17 protein-coding genes are annotated in these 16,752 nt (G+C 46.1%); 6 read left to right on the forward strand and 11 right to left on the reverse strand.

What is annotated here, in order from left to right:
- Positions 1-54 precede the first annotated feature (54 nt).
- Positions 55-840, forward strand: a complete 786-nt coding sequence (motA, locus tag BLD48_RS04775; RefSeq protein ID WP_014971592.1) for a flagellar motor stator protein MotA — start codon at positions 55-57, stop codon at positions 838-840.
- A complete protein-coding gene (locus BLD48_RS04780) occupies positions 815-1,588 on the forward strand; it encodes a flagellar motor protein MotB (protein ID WP_071499168.1) in 774 nt (257 codons plus the stop codon). The genes motA and BLD48_RS04780 overlap by 26 nt, the downstream gene beginning before the upstream one ends.
- 100 nt (positions 1,589-1,688) lie before the next feature.
- Here the strand turns inward: BLD48_RS04780 and BLD48_RS04785 are convergent, their stop codons facing one another.
- The 6 genes from BLD48_RS04785 to BLD48_RS04810 all read right to left on the reverse strand — a co-directional run bounded on the left by BLD48_RS04785 (position 1,689) and on the right by BLD48_RS04810 (position 7,485).
- Positions 1,689-2,222 (reverse strand): DUF420 domain-containing protein, encoded by a 534-nt coding sequence (locus BLD48_RS04785; protein WP_071499169.1) that lies wholly within the window; start codon positions 2,220-2,222, stop codon positions 1,689-1,691.
- Positions 2,223-2,225: 3 nt separating this feature from the next.
- On the reverse strand, positions 2,226-3,653 hold the full coding sequence (locus BLD48_RS04790) for a dihydrolipoyl dehydrogenase family protein (protein WP_071499170.1): 1,428 nt from the start codon (positions 3,651-3,653) through the stop codon (positions 2,226-2,228).
- Positions 3,650-4,027, reverse strand: a complete 378-nt coding sequence (locus BLD48_RS04795) for a DUF1499 domain-containing protein (RefSeq protein ID WP_071499171.1) — start codon at positions 4,025-4,027, stop codon at positions 3,650-3,652. The genes BLD48_RS04790 and BLD48_RS04795 overlap by 4 nt, the downstream gene beginning before the upstream one ends.
- 97 nt (positions 4,028-4,124) lie before the next feature.
- Positions 4,125-5,510, reverse strand: coding sequence for a sensor histidine kinase (locus tag BLD48_RS04800; protein ID WP_071499172.1), 1,386 nt, complete (start codon positions 5,508-5,510; stop codon positions 4,125-4,127).
- Positions 5,507-6,199: a response regulator transcription factor gene (locus BLD48_RS04805; protein ID WP_071499173.1), complete on the reverse strand. Its 693-nt coding sequence runs from the start codon at positions 6,197-6,199 to the stop codon at positions 5,507-5,509. The genes BLD48_RS04800 and BLD48_RS04805 overlap by 4 nt, the downstream gene beginning before the upstream one ends.
- Positions 6,200-6,222: 23 nt before the next feature.
- Positions 6,223-7,485: a hypothetical protein gene (locus BLD48_RS04810; protein ID WP_236629943.1), complete on the reverse strand. Its 1,263-nt coding sequence runs from the start codon at positions 7,483-7,485 to the stop codon at positions 6,223-6,225.
- Between the two features lie 125 nt (positions 7,486-7,610).
- On the opposite strand from BLD48_RS04810, the gene BLD48_RS04815 reads away from it, so the two are divergent.
- Positions 7,611-8,417: a Cof-type HAD-IIB family hydrolase gene (locus BLD48_RS04815; protein ID WP_014971600.1), complete on the forward strand. Its 807-nt coding sequence runs from the start codon at positions 7,611-7,613 to the stop codon at positions 8,415-8,417.
- Positions 8,418-8,471: 54 nt separating this feature from the next.
- Here BLD48_RS04815 and ung read toward each other — a convergent pair whose 3' ends face one another.
- Positions 8,472-9,131 carry a uracil-DNA glycosylase gene (gene ung, locus BLD48_RS04820; RefSeq protein WP_071499175.1) on the reverse strand — a complete coding sequence of 220 codons (660 nt, stop codon included), beginning with the start codon at positions 9,129-9,131 and terminating at the stop codon, positions 8,472-8,474.
- An 80-nt stretch (positions 9,132-9,211) separates the two neighbouring features.
- Here ung and BLD48_RS04825 point away from each other — a divergent pair, with 80 nt between their 5' ends.
- The gene (locus BLD48_RS04825) at positions 9,212-9,934 is read left to right on the forward strand and encodes a WecB/TagA/CpsF family glycosyltransferase (RefSeq protein ID WP_071499176.1); all 723 of its coding nucleotides are present in this window, start codon (positions 9,212-9,214) and stop codon (positions 9,932-9,934) included.
- Between the two features lie 52 nt (positions 9,935-9,986).
- On the opposite strand, the gene BLD48_RS04830 is transcribed toward BLD48_RS04825, so the two are convergent.
- A complete protein-coding gene (locus BLD48_RS04830; protein WP_071499177.1) occupies positions 9,987-10,619 on the reverse strand; it encodes an FMN-dependent NADH-azoreductase in 633 nt (210 codons plus the stop codon).
- 157 nt (positions 10,620-10,776) lie between these two features.
- A complete protein-coding gene (locus BLD48_RS04835; protein WP_071499178.1) occupies positions 10,777-11,235 on the reverse strand; it encodes a MarR family winged helix-turn-helix transcriptional regulator in 459 nt (152 codons plus the stop codon).
- 172 nt (positions 11,236-11,407) lie between these two features.
- On the opposite strand from BLD48_RS04835, the gene BLD48_RS04840 reads away from it, so the two are divergent.
- Both BLD48_RS04840 and BLD48_RS04845 read left to right on the forward strand, forming a co-directional pair.
- The gene (locus BLD48_RS04840) at positions 11,408-11,668 is read left to right on the forward strand and encodes a hypothetical protein (RefSeq protein WP_071499179.1); all 261 of its coding nucleotides are present in this window, start codon (positions 11,408-11,410) and stop codon (positions 11,666-11,668) included.
- Positions 11,669-11,680: 12 nt separating this feature from the next.
- A complete protein-coding gene (locus BLD48_RS04845) occupies positions 11,681-12,652 on the forward strand; it encodes a LacI family DNA-binding transcriptional regulator (protein ID WP_071499180.1) in 972 nt (323 codons plus the stop codon).
- 61 nt (positions 12,653-12,713) lie between these two features.
- Here the strand turns inward: BLD48_RS04845 and BLD48_RS04850 are convergent, their stop codons facing one another.
- Positions 12,714-13,376 (reverse strand): C40 family peptidase, encoded by a 663-nt coding sequence (locus tag BLD48_RS04850; RefSeq protein ID WP_071499181.1) that lies wholly within the window; start codon positions 13,374-13,376, stop codon positions 12,714-12,716.
- A gap of 218 nt (positions 13,377-13,594) precedes the next feature.
- Positions 13,595-16,741: an efflux RND transporter permease subunit gene (locus BLD48_RS04855; RefSeq protein WP_071499182.1), complete on the reverse strand. Its 3,147-nt coding sequence runs from the start codon at positions 16,739-16,741 to the stop codon at positions 13,595-13,597.
- Between the last annotated feature and the right edge of the window lie 11 nt (positions 16,742-16,752).

Raw genomic sequence — 16,752 nt, forward strand, 5'->3', positions numbered from 1 at the left:
CTTTTTATTTTTCGTTCACGATCAGACAACATGGGGAAAGGTGGCACAATTGAAATGGATATCGTGTCGATTATTGGTATTATACTAGGGCTCATCACCCTCGTCGGAGGAATGTTTTTAAAAGGGGCTTCTCCTATCGCGTTGCTAAACCCGGCGGCGCTCGTCATTATTTTTGCCGGTACTGCGGCGGCAATCATGATTTCCTTTCCAAAGGAACGTTTAAAGATCATCCCTGCTTTATTTAAAGTCATCTTCTTTGAGCAACAACTGATGACAAAACAAACGTTACTCCAACAGTTTTTAACACTTTCGACGCAAGCCCGAAAAGAAGGTTTGTTGTCGCTTGAAACAGCACTCGAAGAAGTCGACAATGCCTTCATGCGACGTGGTGTCATGATGGTCATCGACGGTCAACCGTCAGAATATGTCGAAGATGTCATGACCCGAGATCTTGAAAACATGACTGAACGTCACCATGCGAACGCAAACATCTTCACGCAAGCAGGTACATATGCCCCGACACTCGGCGTTCTTGGAGCCGTCATCGGACTCGTTGCGGCCTTGTCCGATCTCTCGGACATCGAAAAATTAGGTCATGCGATTTCCGGCGCATTCATCGCGACGCTGTTCGGGATCTTTACAGGATACGTCTTGTGGTTCCCGTTTGCGACCAAGTTAAAGCAAAAGTCAGCTAGTGAAATTCAACTGTATGAAATGATGATTGAAGGTATTTTATCCATCCAGAACGGAGAATCTCCTAAAAACCTGGAGGATAAATTACTTGTCTATCTGACACCGAAGGAGCGTGCGACGTATGAAACGGAAAAAGAAGCCGCATGACGAACACATTTCCGAAGGCTGGTTAATCCCTTATGCGGATTTACTTACCTTATTACTCGCCCTGTTCATCGTTCTTTTTGCATCCAGTAACGTGGATGCCGTAAAACTTAAAGCGATGTCTCAATCGTTTAGTTCCGTCTTCAACGGCGGGTCCGGCATGATTACGAACAGTTCCTTGTCGAGCTCACAGGAAGAAGAGGATTCGAAAAAGACGGATGCGCGCACGAAAGCTCAGAGCTATGAGATTGCGGAACTCGAAAAGATTAAAGAAGAAGCGAATGACTACATCAAAAAACAGAAGCTTGAAAAAGACATCAAAGTCGAAGTCACGAACGAGGGTCTGGTGTTCACGATTCGGGACCGGGCTCTTTTCTCCCCTGCCCAAGCCGACGTAAAGGGAGATGCGATTCAAATCGCTCAAGGCATGAGCACGCTGCTCGTCAAAGCGGGCCAGCGTCAAATTCAGGTTTCTGGTCATACCGATAACATTCCGATCAATACGGCGCAGTATCCATCGAACTGGGAGCTCAGTGCCGAACGGGCAATCAGCTTCATGCGGGCACTCCAACGTAATCCTCAACTGTCACCAAAACGCTTTACGGTAAGTGGATACGGAGAGTATCAGCCGATTTCCTCGAATCAGACAGAGCGCGGCCGGAGCCAGAACCGGCGTGTCGAAGTCTTGATTCGTCCGTTGATCGATATTAAAGCACAAAACGTATTAGAGGATCAGAATGCCACACCTTAACAATCCACCGATACCACAAATAACTACGGTTCCAGCTAAAGATAAATCTATATACTTAAACAGGTCCATTCCGAAACGTTCGGAATGGACCTGTTCTCATTCAATAATACGGACGGATCATCACATAGACGATGACACCGGTTAGACTGACATACAACCAAAGCGGCATCGTAAAGCGTGTCCACTTCTTATGTTTTTCGAAATTCTGATTCAGCGCATGCGCAAGCGACATCAAGACGAGTGGAACGATGACCGCTGCTAAGATGATGTGCGAAATCAGGATAACGAAATACAAGGGACGGACAAACCCTTCTCCTCCGAATTTGGTCGATTCACTGACCGCATGATACGTCACGTACGAAATCAGAAACAAGGTCGTCGTCGTCATCGCACCACCGATAAAACGGCGATGGTTGACCCGATTTCCCCGGCGGATTGAAATCCATGCTCCGAGAAGTAACATAAACGTAAAGCTATTGAAGATTGCGTTCAGAAAAGGCAATAGTGTCCAATCGAACCCCTCACCGACCTGTAAGGGCGGCGCAAAAAATAACAGTGCGACCAACAGGTTGATGACAAGCGTCAAGATGATGACGACTGGGACGAAATTACGTTTTTTAGCAGACTGCTGCATGCATCATTCTCCTTGTTTCCAATCAAAGTATCGTTTTAACCATTTTGGTAATGGACCATCAAACAAGCGTTCACGCCAGTACAGATCCGCTGCACGTTGGACGGCCGCTCCACGAATCGGGTACGGATGGACGACACGTGATAGTTGTCCGACTTTATCTTTGCGCGCCATCGCATACACGACTTCCTGCATCCATTCTCCCGCCTGTTCACCGATTGCGTGGGCACCAATCAATTTCCCACGTTTATCGGCAATCAGTTTGACACGTCCTTCGGTCCGACCATTGATGACAAACCGATCGACTTCATCAAGACCCGTTTGATAGACTTTGATATCATCATATTTCTGGCGCGCTTCCTCTTCTGTCAATCCGAGGTGGAAAAGTTCTGGTGTCGTGAACGTCACCCATGGTACCGCTCGGTAATCTGGTTTTGTGCGTAAACCGAACAAGGCGTTCGTGACAACCGTTTTCCCTTCAAGACCAGCAACATGTGTAAACGGTAACGATTGGATCGTATCGCCGACGGCAAAGATGTGGCGTTGGTTCGTTCGAAGCGACGGATCGACTTGGACATATCCTTTTTCGACGCGAACACCCGCACGATCGAGACGTAACGCTTCGATCCGTGGTTTCCGTCCGACAGCGACGAGGACTGCATCCGTTTCAATGACACGTGATTCGTCTCCTGTTTTGACTGTCACTTCAATCCCACTCGCTGCTTTTCGGACACTTGTGACCGTCGTATTCAAGTGCAACGTCAATTCCTGCTCGATTTGTCGTTGCAATACTTCGACCATGCCTTTGTCTTCTCTCGACATCAGCGCTGTTGCTCCTTCGATGACCGTGACTTCTGTTCCGAGATGGGCATAGGCTTGAGACAGTTCAAGACCAATCGCGCCACCACCGATGACAAGTAATCGTTCTGGTCGTTCCGTCTGCTCGAAAATCGTTTCGTTCGTCAAATATGAAATCGTATCCAGTCCGTCAATCGGTGGGACGATCGGCTGTGAGCCGGTCGAAATAACGAATTTTTCACCAACAACCAGTTGTCCCGCTACTTCCACTTCGTTAGCACTCAAAAAACTGGCTTCCCCGATGTAGACATCGACACCTAAATCTTCAAAACGTTTTGTGCCATCATGGGATTGGATGATGTTGCGTGCCCGGTCGACACTTGCTTTCGTTTTCGCGTAGACGGCGTCGCCGTTCAGCGTGATATTATATTTCGCCGCCGTCTGATTCATGACATGTACATCGTGTGCTGCTTCAATCAAGGCTTTTGACGGGACACAACCATAATGTAAACAGTCTCCACCTAAATGTGTATGTCGTTCAATCAACGCGACGTGCGCACCAAGACTGGCCGCTCCCGCTGCAATCGTCATCCCCGCTGCTCCGCCACCAATAACGACCAACTGATAACTTTTCATCGTAAAGCCTCCTTATAGCGTGCTGCAATCTCTTCCATCCGTTTCCGGTTGACACCCCAGTCTGAATAACCGACGCGCGAAGCGGAACGGAAATGGACTGTCTGAGACGCCTGGTCAAAATAAAATTCGACATCATCTTTAAAACGCATGACTTTACTTGAGAAGACAGCATGAATGTAATCGGAATCTTCTTTGACGACTGTTACCCGATCAAGACTTTGAAGAATCCGCATGATTTGAAACTTCGATTCTGCTAAAGTTCCTTTGAACGGTAAAGGTGCCATTTTCAACGCTTCTTTATCCGTCTGTGTCGATACCGCGTTTGGTTTTCCAGTGAGCGGACTTAATGTTCCATTCGATACGCCAAGTGCCATGACTGATTCCTCCATTCGTTTTGCCTTACAGTAAATCTTTATTCTCATTTTACTTTACCAGTTCAGTTTCGAAAGCGCTTCTCATTTGACTTTCTCGTTATGCTTTTGTGACCGGTAAAAGGATGGTCGCGATTGCGCCTCCTTCCGGCTGGTTGTCGATGAACAGCTTTCCTTCATGGGCTTCAACGAGTTCACGGCAGATGGCAAGCCCTAATCCTGTACCCCCTTTTCCTTTTTGGACCTGATAAAACTTCTCCGTCACGTGCCGGAGATGATTTTTCGGAATACCAGGTCCTTCGTCACTAAAGGACAAGAACAAGACCCGTTCCGATCGGACGAGACGAATCGTAATCTCACCGCCAACTGGTGAAAAACGGATTGCATTATCGAGTAAGTTCAAAAAGACTTGTTTCAAGCGGTTCTCATCGTATAATCCGACGACCTGAGCCGGGAGCTTGCGTACGATTCGGATATTCTTTTCCTCCAGCTTCTGACGTAACTGGGCTGTCACCGTTTCAATGACTTCGGTGATGTTCACTTCCTGCCGGTATAAAACCAAGCGACTTGTCTCGAGTTTCGAAAAATCGAGTAACTGTTCGACGAGCGAAATCAAACGTTCCGTCTCCGAGTGAATGATGCCCATTCCGAGCGACGCCTCTTCCGGTAAACGTTCTGGTTCTGCCAGTAATGTTTCACTCCAGCCCTTGATCGAAGTGAGCGGCGTTCGCAATTCATGCGAGATTCCCGAAATGAACTCGTCCTTCAGCGTTTCCTGTTGTTTGATTTGTTGCCCCATGTAGTTGATCGTCCGGGCGAGTTCGCCTAATTCAAAGGTGTACTCTTCATTGACTTTTACATCATAATGTTGCTTCGCGATTTGATCGGAAGCACCGATGACTTCTTGAATCGGACGAACGATGGACGAAACGAGACGGGACGAATAGATATACGCCAGCCCCCAGATGACGACACCCAACAATAGAATCGCTAAACAGATCTCGACGACCCGTTGATCAATTTTAGTAAGCGATGTCGTATAACGAAGTGCCCCGGTCGTCTGTCCAAACGACACGACGGGTTCCGTCACCTCGAGCAAATGTTCCTCCGTTTCCGGATCATCATACCGTTTCGTAATCGTGTTTCCTGCTAGCAAGCGGCTGACTTCTTGTTTCGTCATATTCCGCTTCGAGACGAATCCGGTTGACGAGTAGCGTGGAATTCCTTTAGCATCCAAGACTTCGATTTCAGCATCTGTATAGGCATATGAATCAAGCACATCATGAATCGTTGCTTCTGAATCTTGAAAGTCATACGCAAGACCACTGTTCGCAAATAAAATGGCACTCGCATTCGCATGTCGTTTCAAGACGTCTGTCGCTGTCACATAATAGTAGTTATACGTCACGAACGATAAAATACCGATCACAAGCAAGACGGTCACGGTAATAATCGTCATGAACCGCATCAAAATCTGTCGTTTCATTTTTCGTTACGCCATTTGTAACCGTGTCCCCACAACGTTTCGATAAATTGAGGTTCAGCCGGGTTTTCTTCGATTTTTTGACGGAGACGACGGATGTTGACATCAACCGTCTTCCGATCACCAAAATAATTTTCACCCCAGACGGCATCTAATAATTCATCACGCGACATGACTTGATCTTCATTTTTGATGAAGTGGCACAATAGATCATATTCCGTCGGTGTGACTTCCACATCAACGCCAGCTTTTTGAACCCGTTTCGCTCCAAGATCGATGCGAAACGGACCAGAAAGCAACTCACGGGGTTGTTTGCGGCGACGTAACGTCTCGACTCGCCGCAACAACGATTGAATACGTGCGAGCAACTCGGCTGGACTAAACGGCTTTGCGATGTAATCATCGGCCCCGACACTTAGCCCCATGACTTTGTCCTCTTCCCGCGTCCGTGCCGTCAGCATGATGATGCCGACGACTTCATCTTTCGAGCGCGCTTGTTCACAAACAGCGAATCCGTCGACTTCCGGCATCATGATGTCAAGCAGCAGGATATCGAACATTTGCTCTTCAAAGTAGTCCAATGCTTCGCGTCCGTTTTCCGCTTCAATCACTTCATACCCGGCACGTTTTAAATTAATGACGATGAAACTGCGAATCGCATGTTCATCCTCAGCCACTAATATTTTTGTCATCTTGTTTTCCTCCTGCTTTTACTTTATTCCACAAGTGCTACATTCGTTGCGTACTCTTCATAGGATTGGTTGGCAGTGATGACATAGACGTAATCAATGCCTTCTTTAATTTTTTTCTTTTGATGACTGGCAATGTATTGATTTTTCGGAATGATTTCGAGTTCAAAATCAATCGTTCCAGTCTCGCGATTAATGAAACGCACTCGATTATCTTTTTTCTCAATCGTTTCACGTGTTGCCCAATTCGCGGGGAATCGCATGACGAAATTGTATTCGAGATCAATGTACTGTTCTTCGCGAAGTTCAAAACCACTTTCGAGAAACGGTTGTACGCTTGTACCATTCCATGCGTAATAGGCTGTGATTTGTGGTTTTTCTTCCGCCGACCGTCCGATACTGCCTTTTGGTGTGTATTGATGGGCAAATTCTACGATGCCATCTTGATCCACATCTTTCGGGAACGTATACATCGGTTCGATGATTTCTGGTGTTCCGGCAAAATCGACTGGGCTGAGTTTGGTTTGATCGAGCTGAAACACGAGCAAGTGCATCTTCGCCTCACGCGTAAAGGACACCAGTAGCCCTTTTTTCTTCGCGGCATTGATCGTATCGATTTCAAACAGATCATGATCCGCAAATAAATCGCCTTCCTGTATCGGAAGTGACGTTGTTTGTCGGACAGCAGGCGTCAATGCCTCTTCATAATAAACCAGCTCCGTCGATTGTCCTTTTTTTAGCAAGACCATATCCTGACGTTGGTCCTGATTCAAGTCGGCAATCGTCAATCGATCGTATGTATCGATTTTAGTGACGTCAATCGACGGCTTCATCAAATCCTTTAACAGATAGACTGTATTTTTTTCCAGACTCGTCACGCCAATCACCAATTGATTACGTGTTTTCGTTGGATCGGTGAGAACATGCAGTTGATCAATCGAGCGACCGGTCGCAATCGGCTGACTGACTCGTAACACCCACTTCTTCTTCATCCGCTCATGGACCAACAGCGTGATTTGAAACGTTCCCTGATCCTGCATCCGGTAAAAGGTGACCGCTTCTTCACGTCCATCTCGATTTAAATCAATCAATTCATATAATCTCGAAATCGATTGATTACGAGGGGCAACGATTTCCGCCTGCGTCGGAAGATCTTCATCAATTTTTGTTTTTAACGACTTTTCCCATTCGGGCAAAGCCGGGTGTTCCAGTAACGAAGCAGGGTGAGGCAAGGTAAGACCACATCCCGCTAAATATAGGGTCGATAAGAAAATAACAAAATATTTCATCAGACTTAAATCCTTTCCATACGTGCTCTCCTCAAACTTTATCACACTCTTTCAAGGGAGAGTATATTGTGGAAGAGGAGCCAACTTGTTAAGATGTAACAGATATTCGAAAGGGGTTTATATTCATGGCTTATGAAATGATCGTACTTGATCTTGACGATACGTTGTTGACGAGCGACCACACGATTTCTCCGAAAACGAAACAAGCACTGCTCGATGCCCAGCGTCGTGGAAAAAAAGTTGTTCTTGCTAGCGGTCGCCCGACTTACGCGATGGTCGATCTGGCAAAAGAACTCGAACTCGCTCGTTACGGTAGTTATATCTTAAGTTTTAACGGTGCTTCCATCATCGACTGCAAAACAAATGAAGCCCTCTTCTCCAGTACCCTTCTTCCGGAAACGGTACATCGTTTATACGATTTAAGTAAACGGGAAAACATTCATATCCACACGTACGTCGGGCATGAAATTTATACAGAAACGCCTAACCCGTACACGACGCTCGAAGGGGAGATCACAGGGATGGAGGTCATTCCGGTACCGGATTTCAAGGCTGCGGTCACAGAACCGGTCGTGAAATGTTTGATGTTAGCGGAAGAAAACCGTTTAGCGGAAGTCGAACAAAAACTTCAGCTCGAACTCGCAGGGGAACTTGCCGTTGCCCGGTCAAAACCGTTTTTCTTAGAGTTCACAGAAGCCGGCGTCACAAAAGGGACAAGCCTTGAACTGCTCGCAAACCGCCTCGGAATCAAACGTGCCGATGTCATCGCGTGTGGTGACGGCAATAATGATTTATCAATGATCGAGTGGGCTGGACTGGGTGTCGCGATGGCGAATGCCGCCGACACCGTCAAAGAAAAAGCGCAGTACATGACGGCTTCGAATGACGAAGATGGGATTGCCCTCGTCGTCGAAAAATTCATGATGGATTAAGTTCCTCGAACGAAAAATAAGAGACCGACTCAACAGTCAGTCTCTTTTTGTGTTTTAAGAAATACACCAGTCGATGGGAGCTCTCCCTTGCTGTGTTAACCAGTCGTTGGTTTGCGAATACGGCTGGCTTCCAAAAAAACCACGACTCGCTGAAAGTGGACTGGGATGAACGGATTCGAGTACAAGATGACGTGTCGTATCGATTAAACTTTTTTTACTTTTTGCATGGTTTCCCCAAAGGATGAAGACGATGGGTTGGTCTTGTTTCCCTAATACTTCAATGACACGATCGGTAAAGAATTCCCATCCTTTTTTTGCATGTGACCCCGCTTTCCCCGCTTCTACGGTCAAAGAGGTATTCAGTAAAAAGACACCTTGTTTTGACCACGCTTCAAGATTCCCTGTCGTCGGTGTCGGACATCCGAGATCAGATACGAGTTCTTTATACATATTACGCAAGGAAGGCGGAATCGCGATTCCATCATTAACGGAAAAACTTAATCCGTTTGCTTGATTCGGTCCGTGATAAGGGTCTTGCCCTAAAATCACACAGCGGACATCTTCCGGTGCAACAGCGTCGAATGCATGAAAAATCCGTTCCTTTGGCGGGTAAACCGTCGTCTCGTGATACGCCGTTTTGACGAAGTCCCATAATCGCTGGAAATATTCTTTTTCTTTCTCTTCTCTTAAGATTTCTTGCCAGGCTGGGTGCATGTGACTCGCTCCTTTTTCAGTCTCAAGCCTCTGTTCCTTCTGCTTGATTCTGCTATGATGGGTAATGAGGTGGAATAAATATGATTCAAACAATCCAGTTATTTGGTTTACCTTTTGTCAACACAACACAGTCGACATGGTATACCCATATTAAAACCCTTTTACACAATAATGAAAAAGCCTTTCTAGTGACGGCCAATCCGGAACTTGTCTTACGTTCGTTACGTGATCCCGCTTACAATCGCATCTTGCGACAGGCGACGTTCATTACGCCCGACGGGATTGGCGTGACAGCAGCAAGCAAACGAATGGGCGAACCATTGACGGCCACGTTACCCGGCATCGAAACCGCCCGAGAGCTGTTGCGCACGGCGGATACATTGCAAAAACGTGTATTTTTACTTGGTGGACGCCCGGAAGTCATGAAATCATTGATCAAACAACTATCGATCCGCTTCCCGGACATCCAGTTCGTCGGGACATTTCATGGATTCGGAAAAGAAGCAGAAGCGGCAGCAGCCATTAAATCTGCTCAAGCCGATTTAATCCTGGTTGCACTTGGGGCACCCAAACAGGAACAATGGATCGCATCCGTGTATGATCAAGTCGATCACGGTCTCTTCATCGGTGTTGGTGGTGCCTTTGATGTCTGGTCCGGTCATAGTAAACGGGCACCAAAGCTGTTTCGGAAACTCAAACTGGAATGGCTCTACCGCATTTCCAGTCATCCACGTGGATTCGAAAAATTAAAAGATTTGTTGCTGTTCGTGTTGCTTATCTTACGAAAAAAATCACATCTTTGACGAAAAAAAATCCTGCTCTCCATTTGAATGGAAAGCAGGATTTTTTGTTTTCTTATGCGTTGACCGTTGAGAACGAATGACCAAGTTCTTTTGCTTTCGCGATTGCTTCTTCTTTGATTTCTTCTGCTTTTTCAGGGTTCATTGCCATACCTTCGATGAACAATGAGTTGTAGTCCGTTACACCTGTGAAAGCAAGTGCTTGACGGAGGTAGTCATCACCGAAGTTAAGACCTGACCCTGTATAGACGCCACCTGTTGCTTGGATGTGGAGTGCTTTTTTGCCTTCCATCAATCCTTTAGGACCTTCTGGTGTGTAAGCAAATGTCTTACCCGCAAGAAGAACGCTGTCGATGTACATTTTGAGACGTGCCGGGAATGAGAAGTTCCACATTGGCGTCACGAATACATATTCGTCTGCTTCCATGTACTGCTCAAGGTGCTTCGTCATCGTACCGACTTTTGCGATTTCAACTTCCGAAAGTGCTTCGCCTGTTGCGAATTTTCCCCATGCACTTAATACGTCTGTATCGATTTCTTGGACGTCTTCTTTATAAAGATCAAGAACTTGTACTTCAGCATTCGGGTTGGCAGCTTTGTAGCTCTCAAGGAAAGCTTCACCAGCTTGAAGGCTGAACGAGTGTTCTGTCGATTTCGGGTTTACAGTTACATAAAGTAATTTAGTCATTTTTATTTCCCCTTTTTATCTAAAGTAATTTCTGTAAGTAAATATACCAACAGGGTTTTCGTTTGTCAATTAGTTTGATTTCAAAGAATCAAAAAGAAACTGCCTCCAAACCAAATCGTTTTTGCGATAACCTCAAAAAAAACCTAATCATTGACGATTAGGTTTTTTCCACATGTGTATAGTGATCGGCTTTATGACCCACCCGTTTCAGTAGCTCAATCAACTGTTCTTTTTCTGGAATCGAAAGATCACTGAATAGATCTGTCAAAAACGCTTCGTGTTTCGGGAACGTTTCTTCCATTAACGTTTGTCCTGCCTCCGTCAATGTCCCGAATGTCACTCGGCGATCCGTTGGACAGGAGCGTCGCGCGAGAAGCCCGCGATTTTCTAATTTATCGACGACGTATGTCACACTGCCGCTTGTCAGTAAGATTTTATCACCAATTTGTTGAAGTGGTGTATCTCCCTTGTGGTACAACAATTCAAGAACACCAAATTCGGATGAGTTCAATTGATGTGTCTTGATGTCTACCTTTACTTGTTCCGTTACTGCGTGCATCGTACGAGATAGAACAACGAGCATTTTTAATGCCAGCTTCGAGTCTGTCGATTCCATTTTACGTTCGCCCCTCTTTATCTTGATTCGAAACAATCATAGACCTCTTTTTTCCATTGGTCAATTCCAGTCTGGATTTTACTAGTTTTCGACATGACGTTCACTTTTTCCTTGCCTTGAAACGCGTTCCATAGATTAAGGTCTTGATATACACTACAAAGGAGGTCTGATCATGTCATTTCAAAAAGTCTTACAGCGTCTCGTGAAAAACAATGTGGCCTTTGAGTTAGCGATTGAACAACTTCATACACCGACCGGTTATTACCTCTGTAAACATACGTTAATTGATCAATATCCAGATTTGTCATCAACAGAACAAGTCACGCTTCTTCAAAAAATTGCAGAACAAATCGAACGGTCCACTCGACTTGAAGAAACCATCACGAAACAAGATTGGATTCAAATCCAACAACAATTATCTAACGATCTTTAGGGGGAACTTTTCATGACGAACATTCGTGACTTGGCACGTGAAGCACATGTTTCAGTGACGACGGTCTCGCGTGTCTTAAATGATCATCCGTATGTCGCGGACGACAAACGCCAGGCCGTACAGGCGGCCATTCAGAAACTCGGTTATATCCGAAACCAAACGGCCGTCCATCTGTCGACCGGTCAAACCCACACAATTGGGGTCATGTTGCCTTTCGTCGATCACCCTTATCATGCCGCCATCTTACAAGGGATTGCTCGATGTGCCTTTGAAGAAGGATATCGGTTTTTGACCTGGCAGACGAACTATGTCGAGTCACATGAACATACTGTTCTAAAGGCACTGGCCCAACGTGAGGTCGACGGACTGATCGTCGTCTCGCACAGCCTGTCCGTCGACGAGATTCTCCAGTACGAACAATATGGTCCGATTGTTTTTTGTGAATACCATCCCCATGCTTCTTCCGTTTACATCAACCACTATACGGCATTTCAAAAAGGATTGAAGGCATTACAGTCCCTTCATCATACAAAAATCGGTATTTGTCTCGGACGACCGGACAGTACAAATAGTTTGGCTCGAAAACAAGCCTATCAAGATACCGTGATTGACGACGCACGACCGGAATGGATTTATGAACAGGCGTTGACGATCGAGGATGGTGCACATGTAGCGAGATGCTGGCTGAATCAGTCTCATCGTCCAACAGCCATTTTGACGGCAAGTGATCATGTCGCTGCCGGCATCATTTTAGAACTTCGCGAACAAGGATACCGGGTACCCGAGGATTTAGCCGTAATCGGATTTGATGGCAGTGACCTGGCTGTCGTCCTGAATCTGACGACTGTCGCTGTTCCTTACGAGACGATCGGGCGGCATGCCTTTTCGATCGCCATCAGTGATAGTTGGCAGCAACATCCTCAAACCGAAATCCCGACGACTCTTAAAAATGGGACGACAGCCTCTATACTTTGTACGAAATAACAAACAAAACCCGCTTCTTGTCTCGCAAATGCGTCAAGAGCGGGTTTTGATAGTACAGTTTTTACAACGATCCGGCAGCGACGTAACGTGAACCCCAATACCCGCTCCGGAACGATTCCTTGACGACTTGTCCGTAATACGAGTTGGCATTGATCATCGTTGATCCGTCAACAGCGATTCCGACATGCTGAATTCCACTGCCGTGTGTGAAGAATACAAGATCCCCAGCGACCGGTGCTGTCCGTTTTGTTGCTCCGTATTGTGCAGAAGCTGTTCGTGGTAAGGACTTCCCTAACGCATTGTAGACATAACGTGTGAAACCAGAACAATCAAAGCTGACAGGACCCGTCGCACCAAATACATAAGGACGACCTTTTAATCCTTCAGCGACCGATACGACGGCTGCTCCGTTTTTCGATAAACCGGTCGTCGCTTTCGCATTAAAATCTTTTGTGTACGTTGCTGCTATGTAAGCATTTTTTCCTAAGTAACGGAACTGATACCAATTGTTTGCTGTTTTGTTCGTGACCGTCACTGTTTGTCCTAACTTCAGTTGGCCAAGCTTTTGACCGTTTGTTGTCGCTTTCGCACGCACATTTAACACATCAACAGCGACGACGACCTTTTTGGCCGTACTTGCTTCTGTTTGCCGAGGCACAGCGGCAAAGCTGCTGATTAATAACGTTGCGAATACGATGACACGAACTAAAAATGAACACTTCATCTGTCTCTCTCCTTTGTAAATTGCTTTATGTAAAAAAACAAAATTATCTGATAATTACTGTTTTTATCCTATCATTCTGATTTCTCCAAACGTGTTACAGTTTGTTGACAGCAAGTGTTTCCCGTAATACTTTTGTAACAAATAAAAAAACAGGTCATAAAACGGCATTATAAAGCCATTTTATGAATCCTGTTTCATTATCCTTCTTCTAACCTTACTTAATCAATTGACTTCTTTTTCCGAAAACGTGCGAAGAATTCGTAAACGATCGGCACGATCAACAGAGTCAATAACGTTGAACTCGTTAATCCACCAATGACGGTCACACCTAGTCCTTTCGAAATCAACGCTCCTCCTTCAAGTCCCAGTGCCAGGGGTGATAGGGCACCAATCGTCGCAAGAGCTGTCATTAAGATCGGACGAAGTCGTGTACCTGCCGCATCAAGTAATGCTTCGCGTGTATCGAGACCTTCCTTTTCTTTATGAATGACGCGGTCAATCAACACGATCGCATTCGTCACGACGATACCGATCAGCATCAAAGCACCGATCAAGGAAGAGACGGAAATCGTTTCGCCTGTGATCAAGAGGGCAAGTAATCCGCCGATGATCGCAAACGGAAGGGAGAACAAGATGACGAGCGGTGTTAATGCTCCACCAAATGTCACGACTAAGACAAGATAGACGATTGCAACTGCTGCTGCCATCGCAAGTCCGAGTTGTGTGAAGGATTCTTGAATCTGCTCCGTCACCCCACCTGCTTCATACGACACGCCTGTTGGAAGATCGATTTTTTTGACCGTTTGATCGATGGCTTCTGACGCTTCTGTTGCTTTATCGGTTTTAAGTTCGGCCGTGACGGTCGCGACGAGTTTACCGTCCCGCTCACTGAGTGAGTCAGGTGTCGTCCCTTTTTTGACCGAGATGAAATCCGACAGTTTTCGGACACCAAGTGGCGTCGTGACATCGGTTTTTTGTAAATCATTGATTGAATCATACGTCGTCTGTTCGTTTGGCACGATGACGTCTAACTCTTTCCCATCTACTTTTATAGTAGAAAGTGGTTTTTCTTCTCCTTGCACGTTGGCGATTCCTTGAGCTAGTTGCGCAGTCGAGACCCCGAATTCGGCCGCTTTTTGTTGATCGACTTCAAACGTGTATTGGGTATACGACTCTTTTAAATCGGTCGTGACTTTTCGAACATACTTGGATTCGCCTTCAATTGCTTTGACGAACTTCGGTGTCATCGTTTGTAAATCTTCAATCGAGTTAGCATAGATCGAATACGAGACACCGGAAGAAGCGGCACCGCCACTAAAGTCTTGTTCTTTCCATTCCCCAGTCTGGATCTCTTTGTTCAATTGCTTAATCGCTTGTTGTTTCACATCTGCAAAATCTGCTGTATCCGGATCATACTGGGCGATGAAAACGGCTTGTTTTGTATTTCCCGGATTTAACGGGTTTTCCCCACCCACCGTGAACTGAAGATTATCAACATCACTTTGTTGATCGAAGTAAGCTTCCGCTTGATCAGCTGCTTGTAATGAATCTTCTAACGTTTGACCCGGCTTCGGATTATAGGTGATATAAAACGTTTTTTCACTCTCTTGATTCAAGAAATTGACGCCGATGGCCGGAACGAGCGCAAAACTACCAATCAGCAATAAGACTGCTAGACCAAACACGACAATCTTATGGTTTAACGACCAGTTGAGAACGCCGCGATACCAGTTCGCTAATTTGCCTCCATCCTCTTTTTCTGGTTTTGGTGCTTTACCGCGTTTGAATAACGAATCGGCAAACATCGGAACCACCGTCACAGCAACGATTAAGGAGGCAAACAGCGCGAAGACGACCGTTAAGGCGAACGGGAGGAACAGTTCGCCGACAAATCCTGTGACGAAGCCCAGTGGTAAGAACACGGCAATCGTGACGATTGTCGACGAGGCAACAGGAATGAACACTTCGCGTGTCGCATCGATGATCAGTGCCTTGCCTTTTAACGGCTCAGACGGATCGGTCAATCGACGATAGATGTTTTCAATGACGACAATCGAATCATCGACGACACGACCAATCGCGACAGTCATCGCACCTAACGTCATGATGTTGAGTGAGATGTCCAACTGTTTCAGGACAAGAATGGCCATCAAGAGTGACAACGGAATGGAGATGACCGCAATCACCGTTGATTTGATGTTACGCAAGAATAATAAGATGATGATGACCGCAAATAAGGCGCCAATCAACGCTTTGCTAATCATCGTCGAAACCGATTCTTCGATCGGTTTTCCTTGGTCCAAGGTCACGGATGCTTGGACAGAATCATTTTCTTTTTCAAATGTTTGAATCGTTTCTTTTACCGCGTTCACGACTTCGACCGTATTCGCGTCCTGTGCTTTCGTCACCTGGACACCAATCGAACGTTCTCCATTCGAACGGGAAATCGATTCTTCGATTCCTTTATCCTCGATTGTCGCGAGCTGTGACAATTTGACAGTCGGTACTTGTGTCGGCGTACTTGGTGTAGAAGCGGCAGGATTCGTCGTTGCCGCGTTTGGTGCTTGTGTTGGTGCTTCTGTCGCTCCAGAAGGCACCTGACCTGCTGTAGCCGATTGTTGCGGCGTGTACGGCAGACGGAGGTTTTTCAATTCGTTGACCGTCGTTGCTTTTCCATCCAGGACAACTGCTTGTTCTGTATCACCTAACTCATATAGCCCTAACGCCAATCGTGAATCATTGGCTTGAATCAGTTGCTTGACGTTATCTTCTGTCAATCCATACTGCTGTAATTTTTTATCATCGAACTGGATCTCGATGCGACGGATCTCTTGCCCGGCGATTTGAACCGTCTGTGCGCCGTCAATCCCTTCGAGCTTCGGTTGCAGTTCGTTTTCAACCAATTTCGTTAACTCAGACAGGGAACGTTTTTCGTCTGACACAGCAAATCCGATGACGGGAAACGCATCAAAGGAGATTCGAGACACTTGTGGTTCTTGCGCCCCTTCCGGTAACTCGACGTTTGCTAAAGCTTCTTTGACTTTTTGTTCCGCCTCATCCATATCGGTACTGAAGCTGTAGTCGATTTGAAGATTTGATGCATTTTGGAAAGATGACGATCGAACTGTATCGACGCCACTTAGATTCTCGATTTTACTTTCGAGTTCACGACTGACTTCATCCAACACTTGTTCTGGTGTCGCGCCTGGATAAATCGTCGTCACCGAGACAGTTGGTGTCGTGATGTCTGGCAACGTCTCGAGTTTCATCGTCGTTCCGGCGTAAATTCCGGCAACTGTGATGATAATCGTCAGCAGCCAAAGTGCAAACTTGTTATTGACTGAAAATTGAATGATACGCTTCATGGTAAGGATTC

This window comes from Exiguobacterium sp. KRL4 (genome assembly GCF_001870785.1).
Classification (GTDB): Bacteria; Bacillota; Bacilli; order Exiguobacteriales; family Exiguobacteriaceae; genus Exiguobacterium_A.